We start from the raw sequence: 16,749 nt of genomic DNA, 5'->3' as shown, positions 1-16,749 counted from the left end.
GCTGTCCTCTCGGATGGCTGGGATACCAGTCTATGCGCCGTCGGCGACGGCGGTGCGTCGCGCGGGCAGGCTCGGCCATGCGACCACGAGCACCGCGATGAGCGCGGGCCCGACCGCCCAGATGGTGCCGACGAGGTCGCCGGCGACCAGCACGGACCCGCCTGGTCCGGGCAGCGTGAGCAGCGCGACGATGCCCACGATCCCGGCGCCGGTGGCCGCGGCGGCCCAGCGCCCGCCCGCGACGAGCCGGATGCCGAGCAGGAGCGCGAAGACGCCGACGAGGGCCAGCACGAGGCCCCACGGGAGCTCGACGTCGCCGATGCGGATGGCCTGCCGGTGGCCGATCGTGGCGACCGCACCGTAGATCACGCCGATGAGGAAGGCGAGGGCGTACGTGCCGACGCGCGCGAGGAGCGTCGGGCGATGCTGGTCGTTCACTGCACCGGGGTCACGGTGTAGACGACCGACGATCCCTGGCCGACGAGCAGAACGGAGTACTCGCCGTCGGAATAGAACTCGGCGCCCACGCCGCCCGTCGCGATCGACTCGTCCTTGGTGAAGCCCGCCGACTCGAGGGCGGCCACCGCATCGGCCATCGGATCGGCGGCCTCGGACGTCACCGTGACCACCCAGCCCTCCGTGCCGTCCGCCGCTCCCCCGGCACCGATCGAGATGTCGCCGTCGATCACGGGAACCGACTCGGGGAAGCCCTCGGGCAGTTCGCCGAGGCTGACGTCGCCGCCCGTCGCGCCCTCGATGGCGTCCTCGACGCCCTGCTGCACGACGTCGGCGGGATTGCAGCCGGTCAGGAGTGACGCGGTGACGCCGGCGATCGCGAGGGCGATGGCGGCACGGGTGCGGGTCGTCGGGGTCGACATGGCGGACTCCTCGGTGGCGACGGATGGCGGAGGGCGAGCCGGTGCGCGGCGCGGAGCCGCGGCATCCGCTCGCTCGGAGTCTACCGTTCGACGCTCGCCCGCGACGATGCCGTAGCGTGGGTGAGGCGCGGCGCCGGCGCCGCCGGAGAGGACTCGATGACGATGTCGGATGCTGCAGCGACCGGGGGCGACGGCGAGCGGGCGGTGCGCGTGGAGCGCGACGGCAAGGTCGCGATCGTCACGATCGACCGGCCCGCCGCGCTCAACGCGCTCTCGGCCTCGGTGCTCGGGGAGCTCGAGGCCGCGTTCCTGGCGCTGGCCGACGACGTGCCGGCGATCCGGGGCGTGCTGCTGGTCGGCGAGGGCGGGCGCGCGTTCGTCGCGGGCGCCGACATCCGCGCGATGACCTCGCTCTCACCCGAGGAGGCCGCCGCCCTCTCGCGCCGGGGCCACCGTGCCGCCGCCGCGATCGAGGCGCTCCCCGCGCCGGTCATCGCCTGCGTCGACGGCTACGCGCTCGGCGGCGGGCTCGAGATGGCGCTCGCCTGCGACCTCATCTATGCGACGGATGCCTCGACGTTCGGCCAGCCCGAGGTGAAGCTCGGCCTCATCCCCGGCTTCGGCGGCACCGTGCGCCTGCCGCGCGCGGTCGGCCTCGCCCGCGCCAAGGAGCTCATCTACTCCGGACGGCGGATCGGCATCGACGAGGCGCTCGACTCCGGCCTCGTCGCCCGCAGCTTCACCGACCGCGCGGCGCTCCTCGACGGGGCGCGCGCGACCGTCGAGCTGATCGCGACGAACTCCCCCACCGCGGTCGGCACGGCCAAGCGCGTGCTCGTCGAGGCGGCGGGTCGGCCCACCGAGGTCGCGAGCGACATCGAGGTCGGCGCGTTCGAGGACGCGTTCCGCACGGAGGACATGCAGGAGGGCGTCGCCGCGTTCCTCGAGAAGCGCGAGCCGCGGTTCGGCGGCGCCTGAGGCGTCAGCGCGCCTTCGGCCCGAGGATCTCGCACGACCGCGGGGACCGCGGGGCCGACGAAAGCGCCGGCCCCGCGGCATCCGTCACGCGTTGACGTGCTCGGAGAGCCAGGCGAACCCGTCGAAACGCACGCCGTCGGCGCCGAACATCTCGAGGTGCAGGTGCGGACCGGTCGACTGGCCGGTCGAGCCGACGAGGCCGACCTGCTGGCCGGCGCTGACGCGCTGGCCCTCGGACACCTGGAGCGAGCCGTACTGCATGTGCGCGTACGAGGTGGTGATGAGCTCGCCACCGATGTTGTGCTGCACCTCGACGTTCACGCCGAGCCCGCCGCCGTTCTCGGTCGCGAGCACGACGACGCCGTCGGCGACCGCCATCACGGGCGTGCCGTTGCCCGGGTTGAAGTCGACGCCGTCGTGGTTCGTGGAGCAGCCCGAGCAGGGGGCGTCGCGCGGGCCGAAGCCCGACGCCCGCTTCGACCAGTCGATCACCGGCCACACGATGCGGTCGGACTCGACGACCGAGACCGAGCCGAGTCCGGCGACCTCGCTCATGATGGGCGGCGGGGCCGCCTCGACGGCGTAGCCCTCGACCGACATCGGCTCGAGTTCGGCCTCGCTCGCGACGTCGAGCGTCTGGGGGTCGAGCGAGATCGTGTCATCGACCGGGGCGTAGACCGAGGCGCGGTGCTCGGCGTCGGTCGCGCTGATCGCGAGCGCGGGCACGCTCGTCGCGATCATCATGCCGCCGACGAACGACATCGCGAGCATCGAGAACGCCGGTCGGAGCGCACGCCGCCGACGGCCCTGGGGGCGGGTCGACGGCGTCTCGGCCGTGCGCGTCGGAGCCGTGGCGGCTGCGGCCGTGGCGGCTGCCGTGTCCGCCGCGGCCGTGCGTCGCTCGCTGGAGCGCGCGGCGGAATCACGGGTCGATCGAGTGGATCTGGTGCTGAAGCGGGCAGGGGGCTTGGGGGCGGCGCGACGGCCGTGCTTGGGGGGAGTCATGCAGTGCGTTACGTATTCGGGTTCGGGGGCGTTGAGACAATCCCGGCTACAGTACGTACCCAGTCTGGGAGGTTCCTCCGTTATCGAACCGTTATCTGGGAAAGCCCTGAGAACGCTTTCCGAAACGATTCACTCGACGAGGCCCCGCAGACGCCGAAGGACGCCCGAGGCACTCCCCGGGCGTCCGTCGAACGGCCCCTGCTAGCCCTGCTTCTTCAGGCGCGACGCGGCCCGGGCACGGGCCGTCTGGTCGAGCTCGACCTTGCGGATCCGCACCTTCTCGGGCGTGACCTCGACGCACTCGTCCTCGCGGGCGAACTCCAGGCACTCCTCGAGCGTGAGCTGGCGCGAGGGCGTCATCGACTCGAAGGTGTCGGCCGTCGACGAACGCATGTTCGTGAGCTTCTTCTCCTTCGTGATGTTCACGTCCATGTCGTCGTTGCGGGAGTTCTCGCCGATGACCATGCCCTCGTAGACCTCCTCGGTGGGGTTCACGAAGAAGGTCATGCGCTCCTGGAGCGCGATGATGGCGAACGGCGTGACCACGCCGGCGCGGTCGGCCACGATGGAGCCGTTGTTGCGCGTCGTGATGGCGCCCGCCCACTCGTCGTAGCCGTGCGAGATCGCGTTCGCGATGCCGGTGCCGCGCGTGATGGTGAGGAACTCGGTGCGGAAGCCGATGAGCCCGCGGCTCGGCACGATGAACTCCATGCGCACCCAGCCGGTGCCGTGGTTCGCCATGTTGTCCATGCGGCCCTTGCGCGCGGCGAGGAGCTGGGTGATCGCACCGAGGTACTCCTCGGGCGCGTCGATCGTGAGGTGCTCGTAGGGCTCGTGCACCTTGCCGTCGATGGTGCGGGTGACCACCTGCGGCTTGCCGACGGTGAGCTCGAAGCCCTCGCGGCGCATCTGCTCGACGAGGATCGCGAGCGCGAGCTCGCCGCGGCCCTGCACCTCCCACGCGTCGGGGCGGCCGATGTCGACGACCTTCAGCGACACGTTGCCGACCAGCTCGCGGTCGAGGCGGTCCTTCACCATGCGGGCGGTGAGCTTGTGGCCCTTGACCTTGCCGACGATGGGCGAGGTGTTGGTGCCGATCGTCATCGAGATCGCGGGGTCGTCGACGTGGATCGCGGGCAGCGGGCGCACGTCCTCGGGGTCGGCGAGGGTCTCGCCGATCGTGATGTCCTCGATGCCCGCGACGGCGATGATGTCGCCGGGTCCGGCGTCGTCGGCGGGGAAGCGCTCGAGCGCCTTCGTCTTCAGCAGCTCGGTGATGCGCACGTTGGAGTGCGAGCCGTCGTGGCGCACCCACGCGACCGTCTGGCCCTTGCGGATGGTGCCGTTGAACACGCGGAGCAGCGCGAGGCGGCCGAGGAACGGCGAGGCGTCGAGGTTCGTCACCCATGCCTGCAGCGGCGCCTCGTCGTCGTAGGTCGGCGCGGGCACGTGCTGGAGGATGGCCTCGAACAGCGGCTCGAGGTCGTCGCTGTCGGGCAGGCTCCCGTTGGCGGGCTTCGTGCTGGAGGCGCGGCCGGCCTTTCCGGAGGCGTAGACGACGGGGACGTCGAGGATGGCGTCGAGGTCGAGGTCGCCATCCGTTCCAGCGGACGCGGCGTCGTCGGCGAGGTCGCTCGCGAGGCCGAGGAGCAGGTCCTGGCTCTCGGCGACGACCTCGTCGATGCGCGCGTCGGGCCGGTCGGTCTTGTTGACGAGCAGGATCACGGGCAGTCGCGCCTCGAGCGCCTTGCGCAGCACGAACCGGGTCTGCGGCAACGGGCCCTCGCTCGCGTCGACGAGGAGCACCACGCCGTCGACCATCGAGAGACCGCGCTCGACCTCGCCGCCGAAGTCGGCGTGGCCCGGGGTGTCGATCACGTTGATGGTGACGGCGCCGCCGTTCGCGTGCGCACCGCGGTACTCGACCGCGGTGTTCTTCGCGAGGATCGTGATGCCCTTCTCGCGCTCGAGCTCGTTGGAGTCCATCGCGCGCTCGTCGACGTGCGCGTGCTCGGCGAACGAGTTGGTCTGCTTGAGCATGGCGTCGACGAGCGTCGTCTTGCCGTGGTCGACATGGGCGACGATCGCGACGTTGCGCAGGTCGTTGCGGGTGGCGTTGGCCATTGGTGGGTCCTCAGTGGGTGCGTGTCGTCACATGGCACCGGCGCGGCCCTGGGCGGGCGGCACGACGGCAGCGCGGAAGCGCTGTGTGGTGAAGGTCGGTGGGATCGCGCGGAGCCGAAGCGCGGCGCGCGCCATGCAAGCCTACCGTGCGCGGCCCGGCTTCGGCTGGGAACGCCGAACGCCCGGCATCCGGGTGAGCGGATGCCGGGCGTCGCGGTCGTCGCGGGACTACGCCCCGAGCTGGATGCCGGCCCCCGGGATCGCCGCGAGCAGGTCGCGGGTGTACTGCTCTCTGGGGTTGTCGAACACCTCGTCGGTGGTCGCCGCCTCCACGATCTTGCCGCGCTGCATCACGCACACGTTGTCGGCGATGACGCGCACGACGGCGAGGTCGTGGGTGATGAACAGGTAGGTGAGTCCGAGCTCGGCCTGCAGGTCGGCGAGCAGGCGCAGGATCTGGGCCTGCACGAGCACGTCGAGCGCCGACACGGCCTCGTCGAGCACCACGATCTCGGGCTTGAGCGCGAGCGCACGCGCGATGGCGATGCGCTGGCGCTGTCCGCCCGACAGCTCGTTCGGGTAGCGGCTGATGAGCGTGCGCGGCAGCGACACCTGGTCGAGCAGCTCGAACACGCGCTGGCGGCGCTCCGCACGGGTGCCCACCTTGTGCGTGAACAGCGGCTCCGAGATGGTGTTGCCGATGTTGCGCAGCGGGTTGAGCGAGCCGTACGGGTCCTGGAACACCGGCTGCATCCTGCTTCGGAGGTCGAACAGCTCCTTGCCGGTGACGCTCGCCAGGTCCTTTCCGCCGACGACGATCTTGCCGCTCGTCACGTCCTCGAGCTTCAGCAGCATCTTCGCGACGGTCGACTTGCCCGAGCCCGACTCGCCGACGAGCGCCGTGGTGGTGCCCTTCGCGATCTGGAACGAGACCTCGTCGACCGCGGTGAAGTCGCCGGAGCCGCGGATCTTGAAGACCTTGGTGAGGTCCTCGACGACGATCGCGGGCGGGGCGGATGCCGCGGCCTCGAGCGCCTCGGCGCGGGCCTCGGCCGTGGCGATGAGGTCGATGGTGTCACCGGCCGCCGCGGAGGCGTCCTCGGCCATCGACGACTCGGCCGCCGAGATGCTGCCCGACGCCTGGATGCGACGCGAGGCGAGGCTCGGGGCCGCCGCCACGAGGCGCTGCGTGTAGGGGTGCTGCGGGTTCTGCAGGATCTGCACGGACGGACCGGACTCGACGACGCGGCCCTTGTACATGACCACGAGCTGCTCTGCGCGCTCGGCGGCGAGGCCGAGGTCATGCGTGATGAACAGCAGGGTCGTGCCGAGCTCGCGGGTGAGGGACTCGAGGTGGTCGAGGATCACGCGCTGCACCGTGACGTCGAGCGCCGAGGTGGGCTCGTCGGCGATGAGCAGCTGCGGGTCGGCCGCGAGGCCCATGCCGATGAGCACGCGCTGGCGCATGCCGCCCGAGAACTGGTGCGGGAACTGCTTCAGGCGCCGGTCGGCGTCCTGGAGGCCGGCCTGCTTCAGCACCTCGATCGCGCGCTTCTTGACCTCCTTGCGCCCGGTCGCGATGCCGTTCGCCTTGATGGCCTCCTCGACCTGGAAGCCGATCGACCACACCGGGTTGAGGTTGGACATCGGGTCCTGCGGGACGAAGCCGATCTTGCGACCGCGGATCGACTCCATCTCCTTCTTCGACGCCTTGGTGAGGTCCTGGCCGTCGAGGAGGATCTGGCCGCCGGAGATGTGGCCCGTGCCGGGGAGCAGCTTGATGATCGCGTGCGCGGTCGTCGACTTGCCCGAGCCCGACTCGCCCACGATGGCGAGGCTCTGGCCGCGGTACAGCGTGATGTTCACGCCGTCCACGGCCTTCACGAGGCCGTCCTGGGTGTTGAAGCCGACCTGGAGGTCCTTGATCTCGAGGAGGGGACGCTCGCCGGTGTCGACCGAGGTCTCCACCTGGGTGTCGTTCGTGTCGTTGACGATCTCGGTCATCGCTGCGCCCTCGCCTTCGGGTCGAGCGCGTCACGGACGACCTCGCCGAGCATGATGAAGCTCAGCACGGTCACGGACAGCGCGATGGACGGGAGGATGAGCACCTGCGGTGCGGTCCGGAGGTCGGTCTGCGCCTGACTGATGTCGTTGCCCCACGACATGGTGGACGAGGGCAGGCCGACGCCGAGGAACGACAGGGTCGCCTCCGCGACGATCGCCGACGCGAGCGAGATCGTCGTGATGACGATGACGGGCGCGATCGAGTTCGGCAGCACGTGGCGCAGCAGGATGCGGAACCGCGAGACGCCGAGGGCGGTGGCCGCCATCACGAAGTCGGAGTTCTTCACCCTGAGGATCTCGGCTCTCAGCACACGTGCTGTCGCCGGCCACGCGAATATGCCGATGGCGAGCGAGATCACCCACACGTTCGCGTACTGCGAGAACACCGACATGATGACCACGGCCGCGAGGATGTAGGGGATCGAGAAGAAGATGTCGCCGAGGCGCGAGAGCACCGAGTCGAGCCAGCCGCCGTAGAAGCCGGCGAAGGCGCCGAAGACGATGCCGAGCGTGAACACCAGCACGGTCACGATGATGCCGACCGAGAGCGACGTCGCCGTGCCGTGGATGATGCGCGAGTAGATGTCGCAGCCCTGCTTCGTGAAGCCGAGCGGGTGGCCCTCGGTGGGCGCGCCGTTGCTGTTCGCGAGCTGGCAGTCGTTGTTCGGCGGGACCTGCGTGAACAGGCCCGGGAAGAGCGCGACGATCACGACGAGCACGATGAGCGCGGAGGAGATCCAGAACATCGGGCGCTTGCGCACGTCGTTCCACGCGTCGCGCCAGAGGTTCGAGGGCTTGCCGTCGGTCTGGACCTTGTCGATCGCGACGAGCGGGGTCTCCTCGATCGGCGCGACGTAGTGCTGCTGATCGGGTCTGGTGGTGTTACTTGGCATAGCGGATCCTCGGGTCGAGAACGGCGTACAGCAGATCCACCAGCAGGTTCACCACGAGGTAGATCAGCACCATGACGGTCACGAAGGAGACGACGGTGGGTCCCTCTCCGCGGATGATCGCCTGGTAGAGGGTGCGGCCGACGCCGGGCACGTTGAAGATGCCCTCCGTGACCGTCGCGCCGACCATCAGCACGCCGAAGTCGACGGCGAGATAGGTGACGACGGGGATGAGCGAGTTGCGCAGGATGTGCACGGGGACGATGCGGTTGCGCGACAGGCCCTTGCTCGCGGCGGTGCGAACGAAGTCCTGCGTGTCCGTGTCGATGACCGACGCCCTCGTCAGTCGGGTGATCTGCGCGAAGCTGATCGTCGCCAGCACCAGCGCGGGCAATATCAGGTCCTGTGTCGGGGCGCCGGTGCCCACCGTGGTCCTGAACCATCCGAGTTGGATGCCGAAGATGTACTGGGCGACGAACGCGACCACGAAGATCGGCAGCGAGATCAGGATGAGGCTGACGACGAGCGCGCTCGCGTCGAAGATGCCGCCCTTGCGGAGGCCCGAGATGAGGCCCACCGTGATGCCGGCGACCATCTCGAAGAAGATGGCGAGCACCGCGAGGCGGAGCGTGACGGGGAAGGTCGCCGCCAGGATCTCCGAGACGGGCTGGCCCGAGAACGAGGTGCCGAGGTCTCCGCGGAAGATGTTGCCGAGGAAGATGAAGTACTGGACGATGAACGGCTGGTCCAGGTGGTAGCGCTCACGCAGCTGCTCGATGACCTGCGGGGGCGGGGTCTTGTCGCCGAAGAGGGCGACGATCGGGTCTCCGGGCATTGCGAAGACCATGAAGTAGATCAGGAAGGTGGTGCCGAGCAGGACAGGGATCGCCTGAAGCAGTCGGCGCACGATGTAGCCGGCCATGGATCAGGCCCCGCTGTTCGTGGATGTTGACATGTTGAAAGAAACCTCACCGTTTGCGAGTTCGTCCACACGATGCTACGCCGATCGGCAGCGCACCGGGGATACGTGGGAGTGGGGCGGCAGTCGATTCGACTGCCGCCCCACGGGCGCCTCAGAGTCTAACCCCGAGTCGCCCCTGAACGAGAATTACTCGCTCTTGGTGACCTCGTAGTACAGCGGCACCGAGTTCCAGCCGTACTGGACGTTCTCGACCGACTGGCCCCACGCGCCGTTGACCGTGGAGTACCACAGCGGGATGGCGGGGAGGTCCTGGAACAGGATCTCCTGCACCTGCTGGAACTTCTCGTTCGCGGCGGCGAGGTCGGTCTCGGCGAGACCCTCGTCGAGGAGCTGGTCGACCTCTGCGTTGGAGTAGTCACCGTCGTTCGAACCGGCACCCGTGCCGTAGATCGGCCCGAGGAAGTTGAACAGGGCCGGGTAGTCGGCCTGCCAACCGGTGCGGAACGCGGTCTGGATGGTGCGGTCGGTGATCGCGGTGCGCGCCTCGGCGAAGGTCGGGTACGGAGCGCCCGACGCGTCGATGCCGAGGTTGTTCTTCAGCTGGTTCGCCACGGCGTCGACCCAGGCCTGGTGGCCACCGTCGGCGTTGTAGGCGATCTGGAAGGTGCCGGTCCACGGGGAGAGGGCGTCGGCCTGGGCCCACAGCTCCTTCGCCTCGTCGGCGTCGAAGTCGAGCACCTCGGAGCCGGGGATGTCCTCCGAGTAGCCGTCGATGACGGGCGACGTGAAGTCGTGCGCCGGGGTGCGGGTGCCCGAGAAGATCACGTCGGTGATCTCCTCGCGGTTGATCGCCTTCGAGATGGCGGCGCGGCGGAGGTTGCCCTCCTCGCCGGCGAAGTGCGCCAGGCGCGCCGGGATCGTGAACGACTGGAAGATCGCCGCGGGCTGCGTGATCGCGCGGTCGCCGAACTCGTCCTGGAAGGTCGAGAGCGCGCCGTCGGGGATGGCGTCGAGCACGTCGAGGTTGCCGCCCTGGAGGTCGGCGTACGCCGCTTCCTGCGTGGCGTAGAAGATGATCGAGAGACCACCGTTCTGGGCGACGCGCGGGCCGTCGTAGTCGGGGTTCACGACCAGGTCGATCTTCTCGTTGTGCTTCCAGGCGCCCTCGCCGTCGAGCATGTACGGGCCGTTGCCGACCGGGTTCTCACCGAACGCGGCCATGTCCTCGAACGCCGACTCGGGCAGCGGGAAGAACGCCGAGTAGCCGAGGCGCAGCGGGAAGTCCGACTCGGGCTGCTTGAGCTTCACGGTGAAGGTCGTGTCGTCGACGACCTCGAGGCCCGTGAGCTCCGAGTCCTCGTCGTAGCTGAAGCCCTCGATCGACTCGAAGAAGTAGCTCGAGAGCTGCTCGTTCGAGAGGAGCGCGCCGTAGTTCCAGGCGTCGACGAACGAGCTGGCCGTCACCGGCTCGCCGTTCGAGAACTTCTGGTCGGCCTTGAGCTTGATGGTGTAGGTCTGCGCGTCCTCGGTCTCGATGGACTCGGCGACGTCGTTGTGCGGGGCGCCCTCGGCGTCGTAGTAGACGAGGCCGGCGAAAATCGAGTCGAGGATCTTGCCGCCGCCGACCTCGTTCGTGTTGGTCGGGACCAGCGGGTTCTGGGGCTCGTTGCCGTTCGTCGTGATGACCGCGGACGAGCTCGCGCCCTCGGTCGACTCAGGCGAGCCGCTCGTGCAGCCGGTCAGCACGAGGGCGCCGGCCGCAGCAAGAGCAATGGCGGCGACGCCGATTCTCTTGATCTTCAATGTTCCTCCTGTGAGATGAGCGCAGGACAGCGCGACTTATGGCCGCGTGGTGCGCTGGGATAGATCGAGAGTATGTATCGCTTCCCGTGGAAGCAAACTCCAGAGGAAACCGTTACCGACGCGCAATCTTGCGATCGATCCGGAAGTGGAAACCGCTGTCACCACGCAGGAATCTTGCACCCGCGATCCGCGTGCGAGGATAACCGCATGTCAAGCCCCCGGCGCGGCCTCCAGGTCGAGGTCGTGATCGTCCTCGGACTCAGCCTCGGGGCGTCCGCGGTGTACTCGATCGTCTCCCTCGTCGCGAAGCTGACCGAGGAGCGCGCGCTCGGCGACCAGTCCGTCGCCCTCAACCCGTCGCGATCGAGCCGCGAGTGGCTCGACTTCACGTACCAGTTCCTCGACGTCTTCTTCGGGCTGTTCGCGGTCGCCCTCGTGCTGTACCTGCTGTGGCAGCCGGGCGTGAGCCCGTTCCGTCGCATCGGCTTCGACCTCACCCGGCCCGGTCGCGACGCGGCATCCGGCCTGCTGCTCGTCGCCGTCATCGGCGTGCCGGGGCTCGCCCTCTACGCGATCGGCCGGGCGCTGGGGGTCACGGTCGCCGTGCAGACGTCACCGGCCGACTGGTTCTGGTGGACCGTGCCCATGCTCGTGCTGCGCGCGCTCGAGGCCGCGCTCACCGAGGAGGTCATCGTCGTCGGCTACCTGTTCACCCGGTTCCGGGAGCTCGGCGTCGGACGGTGGTCGACGATCCTCTCGAGCGCCGTGCTCCGCGGCTCGTACCACCTCTACCAGGGGTTCGGGCCGTTCGTGGGCAACGTCGCGATGGGCATCGTGTTCGGCTGGTTCTACGCGCGATGGGGTCGCACGATGCCGCTCGTCATCGCGCACTGGATCCTCGACATCGTGTCGTTCGTCGGCTACCCGCTCGCGATGGGCTGGTGGCCCGAGCTCTTCGCTCCCCCGGCGGCCTGAGCCGAGCTCGCCGCAGCAGCCGACGGATGCCGCGTGCGCGGCGCCTGCGGCACGTGCTCGCTGCGTGCGAGCGCTACGACCGTCGCGGGCATCGGCGGCAGGGCCTCCTCGGGCACCTCGACGCGGAGGTCGGAGTCCGTCGCGCGCACGCGCGCCCCGTCGTGCCAGCTGCGCCGGCTGGGCGAGCAGACGGCCGAGAACCCCTCGGGGCCGAAGACGGTGCTGCTCGAGTAGTCGGTGAACGACTGCGCCCGGCGCAGCGCCTCGGCCGTGGTCGGATCGCGTCGCTCCAGGAGGCCCGCCCGCTGCTCGAGCCCGAGGCCGCGGCCCGCGAGCATCGAGCTCCCGACGAAGACGCCGGCGAAGGCGAGCGTGGCGAGTACTGCGATGAGATCGACGGAGATCATGCGCGCCCCCTCTTCGAGAGAACCTCAGTGTACTCCCGGGGACGGCCATCGGGGCGGCCCGGATCCGCCGCGTCGCCGGTCTCGCGAGCATGGAGGCGGCGCGGGCCGGATCCCCCGCGTCGAAGGGAACGGACGACCATGGACCTCGCACACGCCATCGCCGCGGGCGGCCTCTCCGCGCGCACCACCGACCGCCGTTTCCGAGCGACCGACGACGAGATCCGCGACGCGGAGCGCCGCGTCGTGGCGCGCCGCAGGGCCGTCGTCGAGGCATCCGGCGCCCGTGTCTACACCGAGCGGGGACGGCACGTCGCGCAGCGCCCTGCTCAGCCGCGACCCGCGACCGCCTGACGCATCAGGTGCCGCTCAGCCGGTGACGCCGCGCATCAGCACGTCGCCGGACGCGACCGCGCGGATCTCGAGCGACGCGATCTCGTCGACGGATAGCGCGCTCCCCGCCTCGAGGCGCGCGGTCGAGCCGGGGGTCGCACGCCACGTCGACACCTCCGTGCTCCGCCCCTCGCGGTCGATCACGACCAGCGCGTACGGCCAGTCCTGCGCGGACGCGTCCTCGCCCGGCGGCACGTCGTAGGTGCAGTCCAGCTCGATCCTGGTGCCCCATTCCACCGGGGTGAGCACGGCGCTCGCGGTCACGGGCACGTCGACGATGGTCTCGAACGCGACCGACTGCCGGTCCGCGACGGGCCGGGTGAGCGCGAGCGGCACCGCGACCGCGGCGATCACGACGACCGCTGCGGCGGCCGCCAGCACGATGCGGGTGCGCGTGCGACGGATGCCGCGGCGGCGCCCTTCGCGACGTACGGCGTCGAGCAGCGCAGGGCTCGGCGACGAGGGCGCGACGTCGGACTCGTCGAGGAGCGCCTCGGCGCGGTCGGCGGACAGCCGGGCGAGGAGCCCGGGCATCGGCGAGAGTTCGGCCACGGAGCGGCGGCAGGCGTCGCAGGTCTCGAGGTGCTCCTCGTACTCCCGGCGCTCGCCCGGGGAGAGCGCGCCGAGCACGTAGGCGGAGTCCCAGTCGGCGTAGCGCGAGTGATTCGGGTTCATCGCGTCACCCCCTTCTCCTGCAGTGCGAGGCGCAGCGCCCGCAGTCCGTAGTGCAGCCGCGACTTGACGGTCCCCTCGGGGATGCCGAGGCGTCGCGCGACCTCCGCGATGCTGCATCCGCCGTAGTAGGCGTGCACGATCACGGCGCGATGCTCGAAGTCGAGGCCGGCCAGCGCCTCCTCGATCAGGAGGCTCTCGAAGAGCTGGTCGGTGCCGTCCTCGCGTCCGGGATCGGGCAGCTCGCCGACGCCGATCTCGTGCCGGCGACGGGCGCTGCGGGCCTCGTCGATCACGAGGTTCCGAGCGACGGTGAACATCCACGACCGCGTCGACGCCGGCTCCTGCTCGAGGATGCGCGGGCTCCGCCAGGCGCGCAGCAGCGTCTCCTGCACGATGTCGTCGGCACCCGCCGGGTCGCCCGTGAGGTGCACGACGTACCGCCACAACGACGGCCCGTGCGCGTCGTACAGCGCGACCAGCCGACGATCGTCGTCCTGCGGCATCCGTCACCTCCTGCGGTGACAACGAGAGTGAGAAGTCTCAGGTTCACCGCACTCTACGCGGGGAGGCCCCGTTCAGTCCGGCTTCGAGGTCTGCCGGACACGCTTCGCGGCGCGATGCGCCGCGAGCGCTCCTGCTCCGCCCTTCGTGACCTGCCGCGTCGCTACGCGCCGCGCCCGGCCACGCTACGCGAACGCCTCCACCGGCGGGCAGGCGCACACGAGGTTGCGGTCGCCGTAGGCCTGGTCGATGCGGCGCACGGGCGCCCAGTACTTGTTCCGCACGAGCGAGTGCACCGGGTAGACGGCCTGCTCGCGGGTGTACGGGTGCGTCCACTCCCCCGCGATGACCGACTCGGCCGTGTGCGGCGCGTTGCGCAGCGGGTTGTCGTCGGCCGGCCACTCGCCGCGGCCCACCGCGTCGGCCTCGGCCTTGATCGCGATCATCGCCTCGATGAAGCGGTCGAGCTCGGCGAGGTCCTCCGACTCGGTCGGCTCGACCATGAGCGTGCCCGCCACGGGGAACGACATGGTCGGCGCGTGGAAGCCGTAGTCGATGAGCCGCTTCGCGACGTCGTCGACCGTGACCCCGGTCGCCGCGGTGAGCGGGCGCAGGTCGAGGATGCACTCGTGCGCGACGAGCCCGTTGTCGCCCGTGTAGAGCACCGGGAAGTGGTCGCGCAGGCGTGCGGCGACGTAATTGGCCGCGAGCACCGCCGTGGCGGTCGCCTGCTTGAGGCCCTCGGAGCCCATCATGCGCACATACGCCCACGAGATCGGGAGGATCGACGGGCTGCCGTACGGCGCCGCCGAGACCGGGCCGCCGTCGTGCGTGACGCCGCCCGAGTGGTCGGCGCGCTGCGCGAGCGGGTGGCCGGGCAGGTAGGGCGCGAGGTGCGCCTTCGCCGCCACCGGGCCCACGCCGGGGCCGCCGCCGCCGTGCGGGATGCAGAACGTCTTGTGCAGGTTGAGGTGCGAGACGTCGCCGCCGAAGTCGCCGAAGCGGGCGAAGCCGAGCAGCGCGTTGAGGTTGGCGCCGTCGACGTAGACCTGGCCGCCCGCGTCGTGCACGGCCTGCGTGATCTGCTTCACCTCGTGCTCGTAGACGCCGTGCGTCGACGGGTAGGTGATCATGAGCGCGGCGATGCGGTCGGCGTGCTCCGCGATCTTCGCGCGCAGGTCGTCGAGGTCGACGTTGCCGAGCTCGTCGCACGCGACGACCACGACGCGCATGCCGGCGAGCACGGCGGAGGCCGCGTTGGTGCCGTGGGCGCTCGACGGGATGAGGCACAGGTCGCGGTCGAGGTCGCCGTTCGCGCGGTGGTACCCGCGGATCGCGAGCAGGCCGGCGAGTTCGCCCTGACTGCCCGCGTTGGGCTGCAGCGAGACGGTGTCGTAGCCCGTCACCTCGGCGAGCCAGTTCTCGAGCTGCTCGATGAGGCCGAGCGTGCCGACGACGTCGGCCTCGGGGGCGAACGGGTGCAGGTTCGCGAACTCGGGCCACGTGACCGACTGCATCTCGGTGGCGGCGTTGAGCTTCATGGTGCACGAGCCGAGCGGGATCATGCCGCGGTCGAGCGCGTAGTCGCGGTCGGCGAGCGTCTTCAGGTACCGCATCATCTGCGTCTCGGACTGGTGCGTGTTGAACACCGGGTGCTCGAGGTACGAGGAGGTGCGGCGCAGCGACTCGGGCAGGCTGGCGGGCAGCTCTCGCAGCGACACGGGCACGTCGATCCGCGGGTCGAACCCGAACGCCTCGACGACGCGCGAGAGCTCGTCGGCCGTCGTGGTCTCGTCGACCGCGATGTGCACGGTCGCCTCGTCGGCCTCCCAGACGTTGAGGCCGAGCCCGCGGGCGCGGGCCACGACGTTCGTCGCGAGGCCGGGCACGTGCACGCGCACGGTGTCGAAGTAGGCGTCGTGCGCGAGCGTCAGGCCGTAGCCCGACAGCACGTCGGCGAGCGCCTTCGCCTTCGCCGCGGTCGTCGTCGCGATGTGCCGGATGCCCCGGGGACCGTGGTACACCGCGTACATCGACGCCATGACGGCGAGGAGCACCTGGGCGGTGCAGATGTTCGAGGTCGCCTTCTCGCGACGGATGTGCTGCTCGCGCGCCTGGAGGCTCAGCCGGTAGGCCGGGTGGCCCGCGGCATCCTGCGACACGCCGACGAGGCGACCCGGGAGCTGGCGCTCGAGGCCCTTCCGCACCGCCATGTATCCGGCGTGCGGGCCGCCGAAGCCCATCGGCACGCCGAACCGCTGCGACGTGCCGACCGCGACATCCGCCCCGAGCTCGCCGGGGCTGGTCAGCACGGACATCGCGAGCAGGTCGGCCGCGACGACCGCGAGCGCGCCCTGCTCCTTCGAGGCGGCGATGACGGATGCCGGGTTCCACACGCGGCCCGAGGCGCCCGGGTACTGCACGAAGATGCCGAAGTGCTCGCCGAGGGCGGCGACATCCGTCGACTCGTCGAGCTCGGCAACCACGAGCTCGATGCCCACGGCCTCGGCGCGCGAGACGAGCAGGGCGTGCGTCTGCGGCAGTGCGTCGGCGTCGACGACGAAGCGGTTCGAGGCCGACTTCGACCCGCGGCGCGCGAGGAGCATGCCCTCGACGACGGCCGTGCCCTCGTCGAGCATCGACGCGTTCGCGGTGTCGAGCCCCGTGAGGTCGGAGACCATCGTCTGGAAGTTGATGAGCGCCTCCAGGCGGCCCTGCGAGATCTCGGGTTGGTAGGGCGTGTACGCGGTGTACCAGCTCGGGTTCTCGAGCACGTTGCGCTGGATCACCGCGGGCGTGATCGTGCCCGAGTAGCCCAGCCCGATCATCGACGTGCGCACGGTGTTCTGCTCGGCGAGCGCGGCGAGCTCCGCGATCGCCCCCCGCTCGGTGGCGGCCGGCGGGATCACCGAGTCGAGCACCTCCCCCATGCGGATCGCCGTCGGCACCGCCGCCGTCATGAGCGCGTCGAGGGAGTCGTAGCCGAGGGCGGCGAGCATCCACTCGTGGTCGTGCGGGGTCGTGCCGATGTGGCGGCGTCCGAACGCGTCGAGGTCGAAGGCCGGGGAGGTGGGCATGGGGATCCTTCGTGTCGTGGGTCTGTCGCCGGCGGGACCGGCGTCGCTGGTGGGTCCGGC

General features: G+C 70.3%; 15 protein-coding genes. 3 read left to right on the top strand and 12 right to left on the bottom strand.

What is annotated here, in order from left to right; all coding sequences use genetic code 11:
• Positions 1-30: 30 nt before the first annotated feature.
• Positions 31-438, bottom strand: coding sequence for a histidinol dehydrogenase (locus tag FYC51_RS14250; RefSeq protein ID WP_148734474.1), 408 nt, complete (start codon positions 436-438; stop codon positions 31-33).
• A complete protein-coding gene (locus tag FYC51_RS14245; protein WP_148734473.1) occupies positions 435-878 on the bottom strand; it encodes a hypothetical protein in 444 nt (147 codons plus the stop codon). Before FYC51_RS14245 ends, FYC51_RS14250 begins: the two co-directional genes overlap by 4 nt.
• A 162-nt stretch (positions 879-1,040) precedes the next feature.
• Between FYC51_RS14245 and FYC51_RS14240 the strand changes: the two genes are divergently transcribed.
• A complete protein-coding gene (locus FYC51_RS14240; RefSeq protein WP_148734472.1) occupies positions 1,041-1,856 on the top strand; it encodes an enoyl-CoA hydratase/isomerase family protein in 816 nt (271 codons plus the stop codon).
• Positions 1,857-1,940: 84 nt separating this feature from the next.
• Here FYC51_RS14240 and FYC51_RS14235 read toward each other — a convergent pair whose 3' ends face one another.
• The 6 genes from FYC51_RS14235 to FYC51_RS14210 form a co-directional block, all read right to left on the bottom strand.
• Positions 1,941-2,861 carry a M23 family metallopeptidase gene (locus tag FYC51_RS14235; RefSeq protein ID WP_148734471.1) on the bottom strand — a complete coding sequence of 307 codons (921 nt, stop codon included), beginning with the start codon at positions 2,859-2,861 and terminating at the stop codon, positions 1,941-1,943.
• A gap of 201 nt (positions 2,862-3,062) precedes the next feature.
• Positions 3,063-4,985, bottom strand: a complete 1,923-nt coding sequence (gene typA / locus FYC51_RS14230; RefSeq protein ID WP_148734470.1) for a translational GTPase TypA — start codon at positions 4,983-4,985, stop codon at positions 3,063-3,065.
• Positions 4,986-5,213: 228 nt separating this feature from the next.
• Positions 5,214-6,989: a dipeptide ABC transporter ATP-binding protein gene (locus tag FYC51_RS14225; protein ID WP_148734469.1), complete on the bottom strand. Its 1,776-nt coding sequence runs from the start codon at positions 6,987-6,989 to the stop codon at positions 5,214-5,216.
• The gene (locus tag FYC51_RS14220; RefSeq protein ID WP_148734468.1) at positions 6,986-7,942 is read right to left on the bottom strand and encodes an ABC transporter permease; all 957 of its coding nucleotides are present in this window, start codon (positions 7,940-7,942) and stop codon (positions 6,986-6,988) included. Before FYC51_RS14220 ends, FYC51_RS14225 begins: the two co-directional genes overlap by 4 nt.
• Positions 7,932-8,861, bottom strand: coding sequence for an ABC transporter permease (locus FYC51_RS14215; RefSeq protein ID WP_148734467.1), 930 nt, complete (start codon positions 8,859-8,861; stop codon positions 7,932-7,934). Before FYC51_RS14215 ends, FYC51_RS14220 begins: the two co-directional genes overlap by 11 nt.
• A 186-nt stretch (positions 8,862-9,047) precedes the next feature.
• The gene (locus tag FYC51_RS14210) at positions 9,048-10,664 is read right to left on the bottom strand and encodes a peptide ABC transporter substrate-binding protein (RefSeq protein WP_148734466.1); all 1,617 of its coding nucleotides are present in this window, start codon (positions 10,662-10,664) and stop codon (positions 9,048-9,050) included.
• 207 nt (positions 10,665-10,871) lie between these two features.
• On the opposite strand from FYC51_RS14210, the gene FYC51_RS14205 reads away from it, so the two are divergent.
• Positions 10,872-11,639, top strand: a complete 768-nt coding sequence (locus tag FYC51_RS14205; RefSeq protein WP_148734465.1) for a CPBP family intramembrane glutamic endopeptidase — start codon at positions 10,872-10,874, stop codon at positions 11,637-11,639.
• Here the strand turns inward: FYC51_RS14205 and FYC51_RS14200 are convergent.
• A complete protein-coding gene (locus tag FYC51_RS14200) occupies positions 11,585-12,046 on the bottom strand; it encodes a hypothetical protein (protein ID WP_148734464.1) in 462 nt (153 codons plus the stop codon). The two genes, FYC51_RS14205 and FYC51_RS14200, sit on opposite strands and share 55 nt — an antisense overlap.
• Positions 12,047-12,184: 138 nt before the next feature.
• Here FYC51_RS14200 and FYC51_RS14195 point away from each other — a divergent pair, with 138 nt between their 5' ends.
• On the top strand, positions 12,185-12,397 hold the full coding sequence (locus tag FYC51_RS14195; protein ID WP_148734463.1) for a hypothetical protein: 213 nt from the start codon (positions 12,185-12,187) through the stop codon (positions 12,395-12,397).
• A gap of 15 nt (positions 12,398-12,412) precedes the next feature.
• On the opposite strand, the gene FYC51_RS14190 is transcribed toward FYC51_RS14195, so the two are convergent.
• The 3 genes from FYC51_RS14190 to gcvP all read right to left on the bottom strand — a co-directional run bounded on the left by FYC51_RS14190 (position 12,413) and on the right by gcvP (position 16,689).
• Positions 12,413-13,111 carry an anti-sigma factor family protein gene (locus FYC51_RS14190; protein ID WP_187432675.1) on the bottom strand — a complete coding sequence of 233 codons (699 nt, stop codon included), beginning with the start codon at positions 13,109-13,111 and terminating at the stop codon, positions 12,413-12,415.
• Positions 13,108-13,614 (bottom strand): sigma-70 family RNA polymerase sigma factor, encoded by a 507-nt coding sequence (locus tag FYC51_RS14185; protein WP_148734461.1) that lies wholly within the window; start codon positions 13,612-13,614, stop codon positions 13,108-13,110. Before FYC51_RS14185 ends, FYC51_RS14190 begins: the two co-directional genes overlap by 4 nt.
• Positions 13,615-13,797: 183 nt before the next feature.
• Positions 13,798-16,689, bottom strand: coding sequence for an aminomethyl-transferring glycine dehydrogenase (gene gcvP / locus FYC51_RS14180; RefSeq protein ID WP_148734460.1), 2,892 nt, complete (start codon positions 16,687-16,689; stop codon positions 13,798-13,800).
• Positions 16,690-16,749: the final 60 nt, after the last annotated feature.

Source organism: Agromyces mariniharenae (genome assembly GCF_008122505.1).
In the GTDB taxonomy this organism is placed as follows: Bacteria; Actinomycetota; Actinomycetes; order Actinomycetales; family Microbacteriaceae; genus Agromyces; species Agromyces mariniharenae.
The sequence above is the reverse complement of the archived record's forward strand: the minus strand, read 5'-3'. Positions and strand labels throughout refer to the sequence as shown.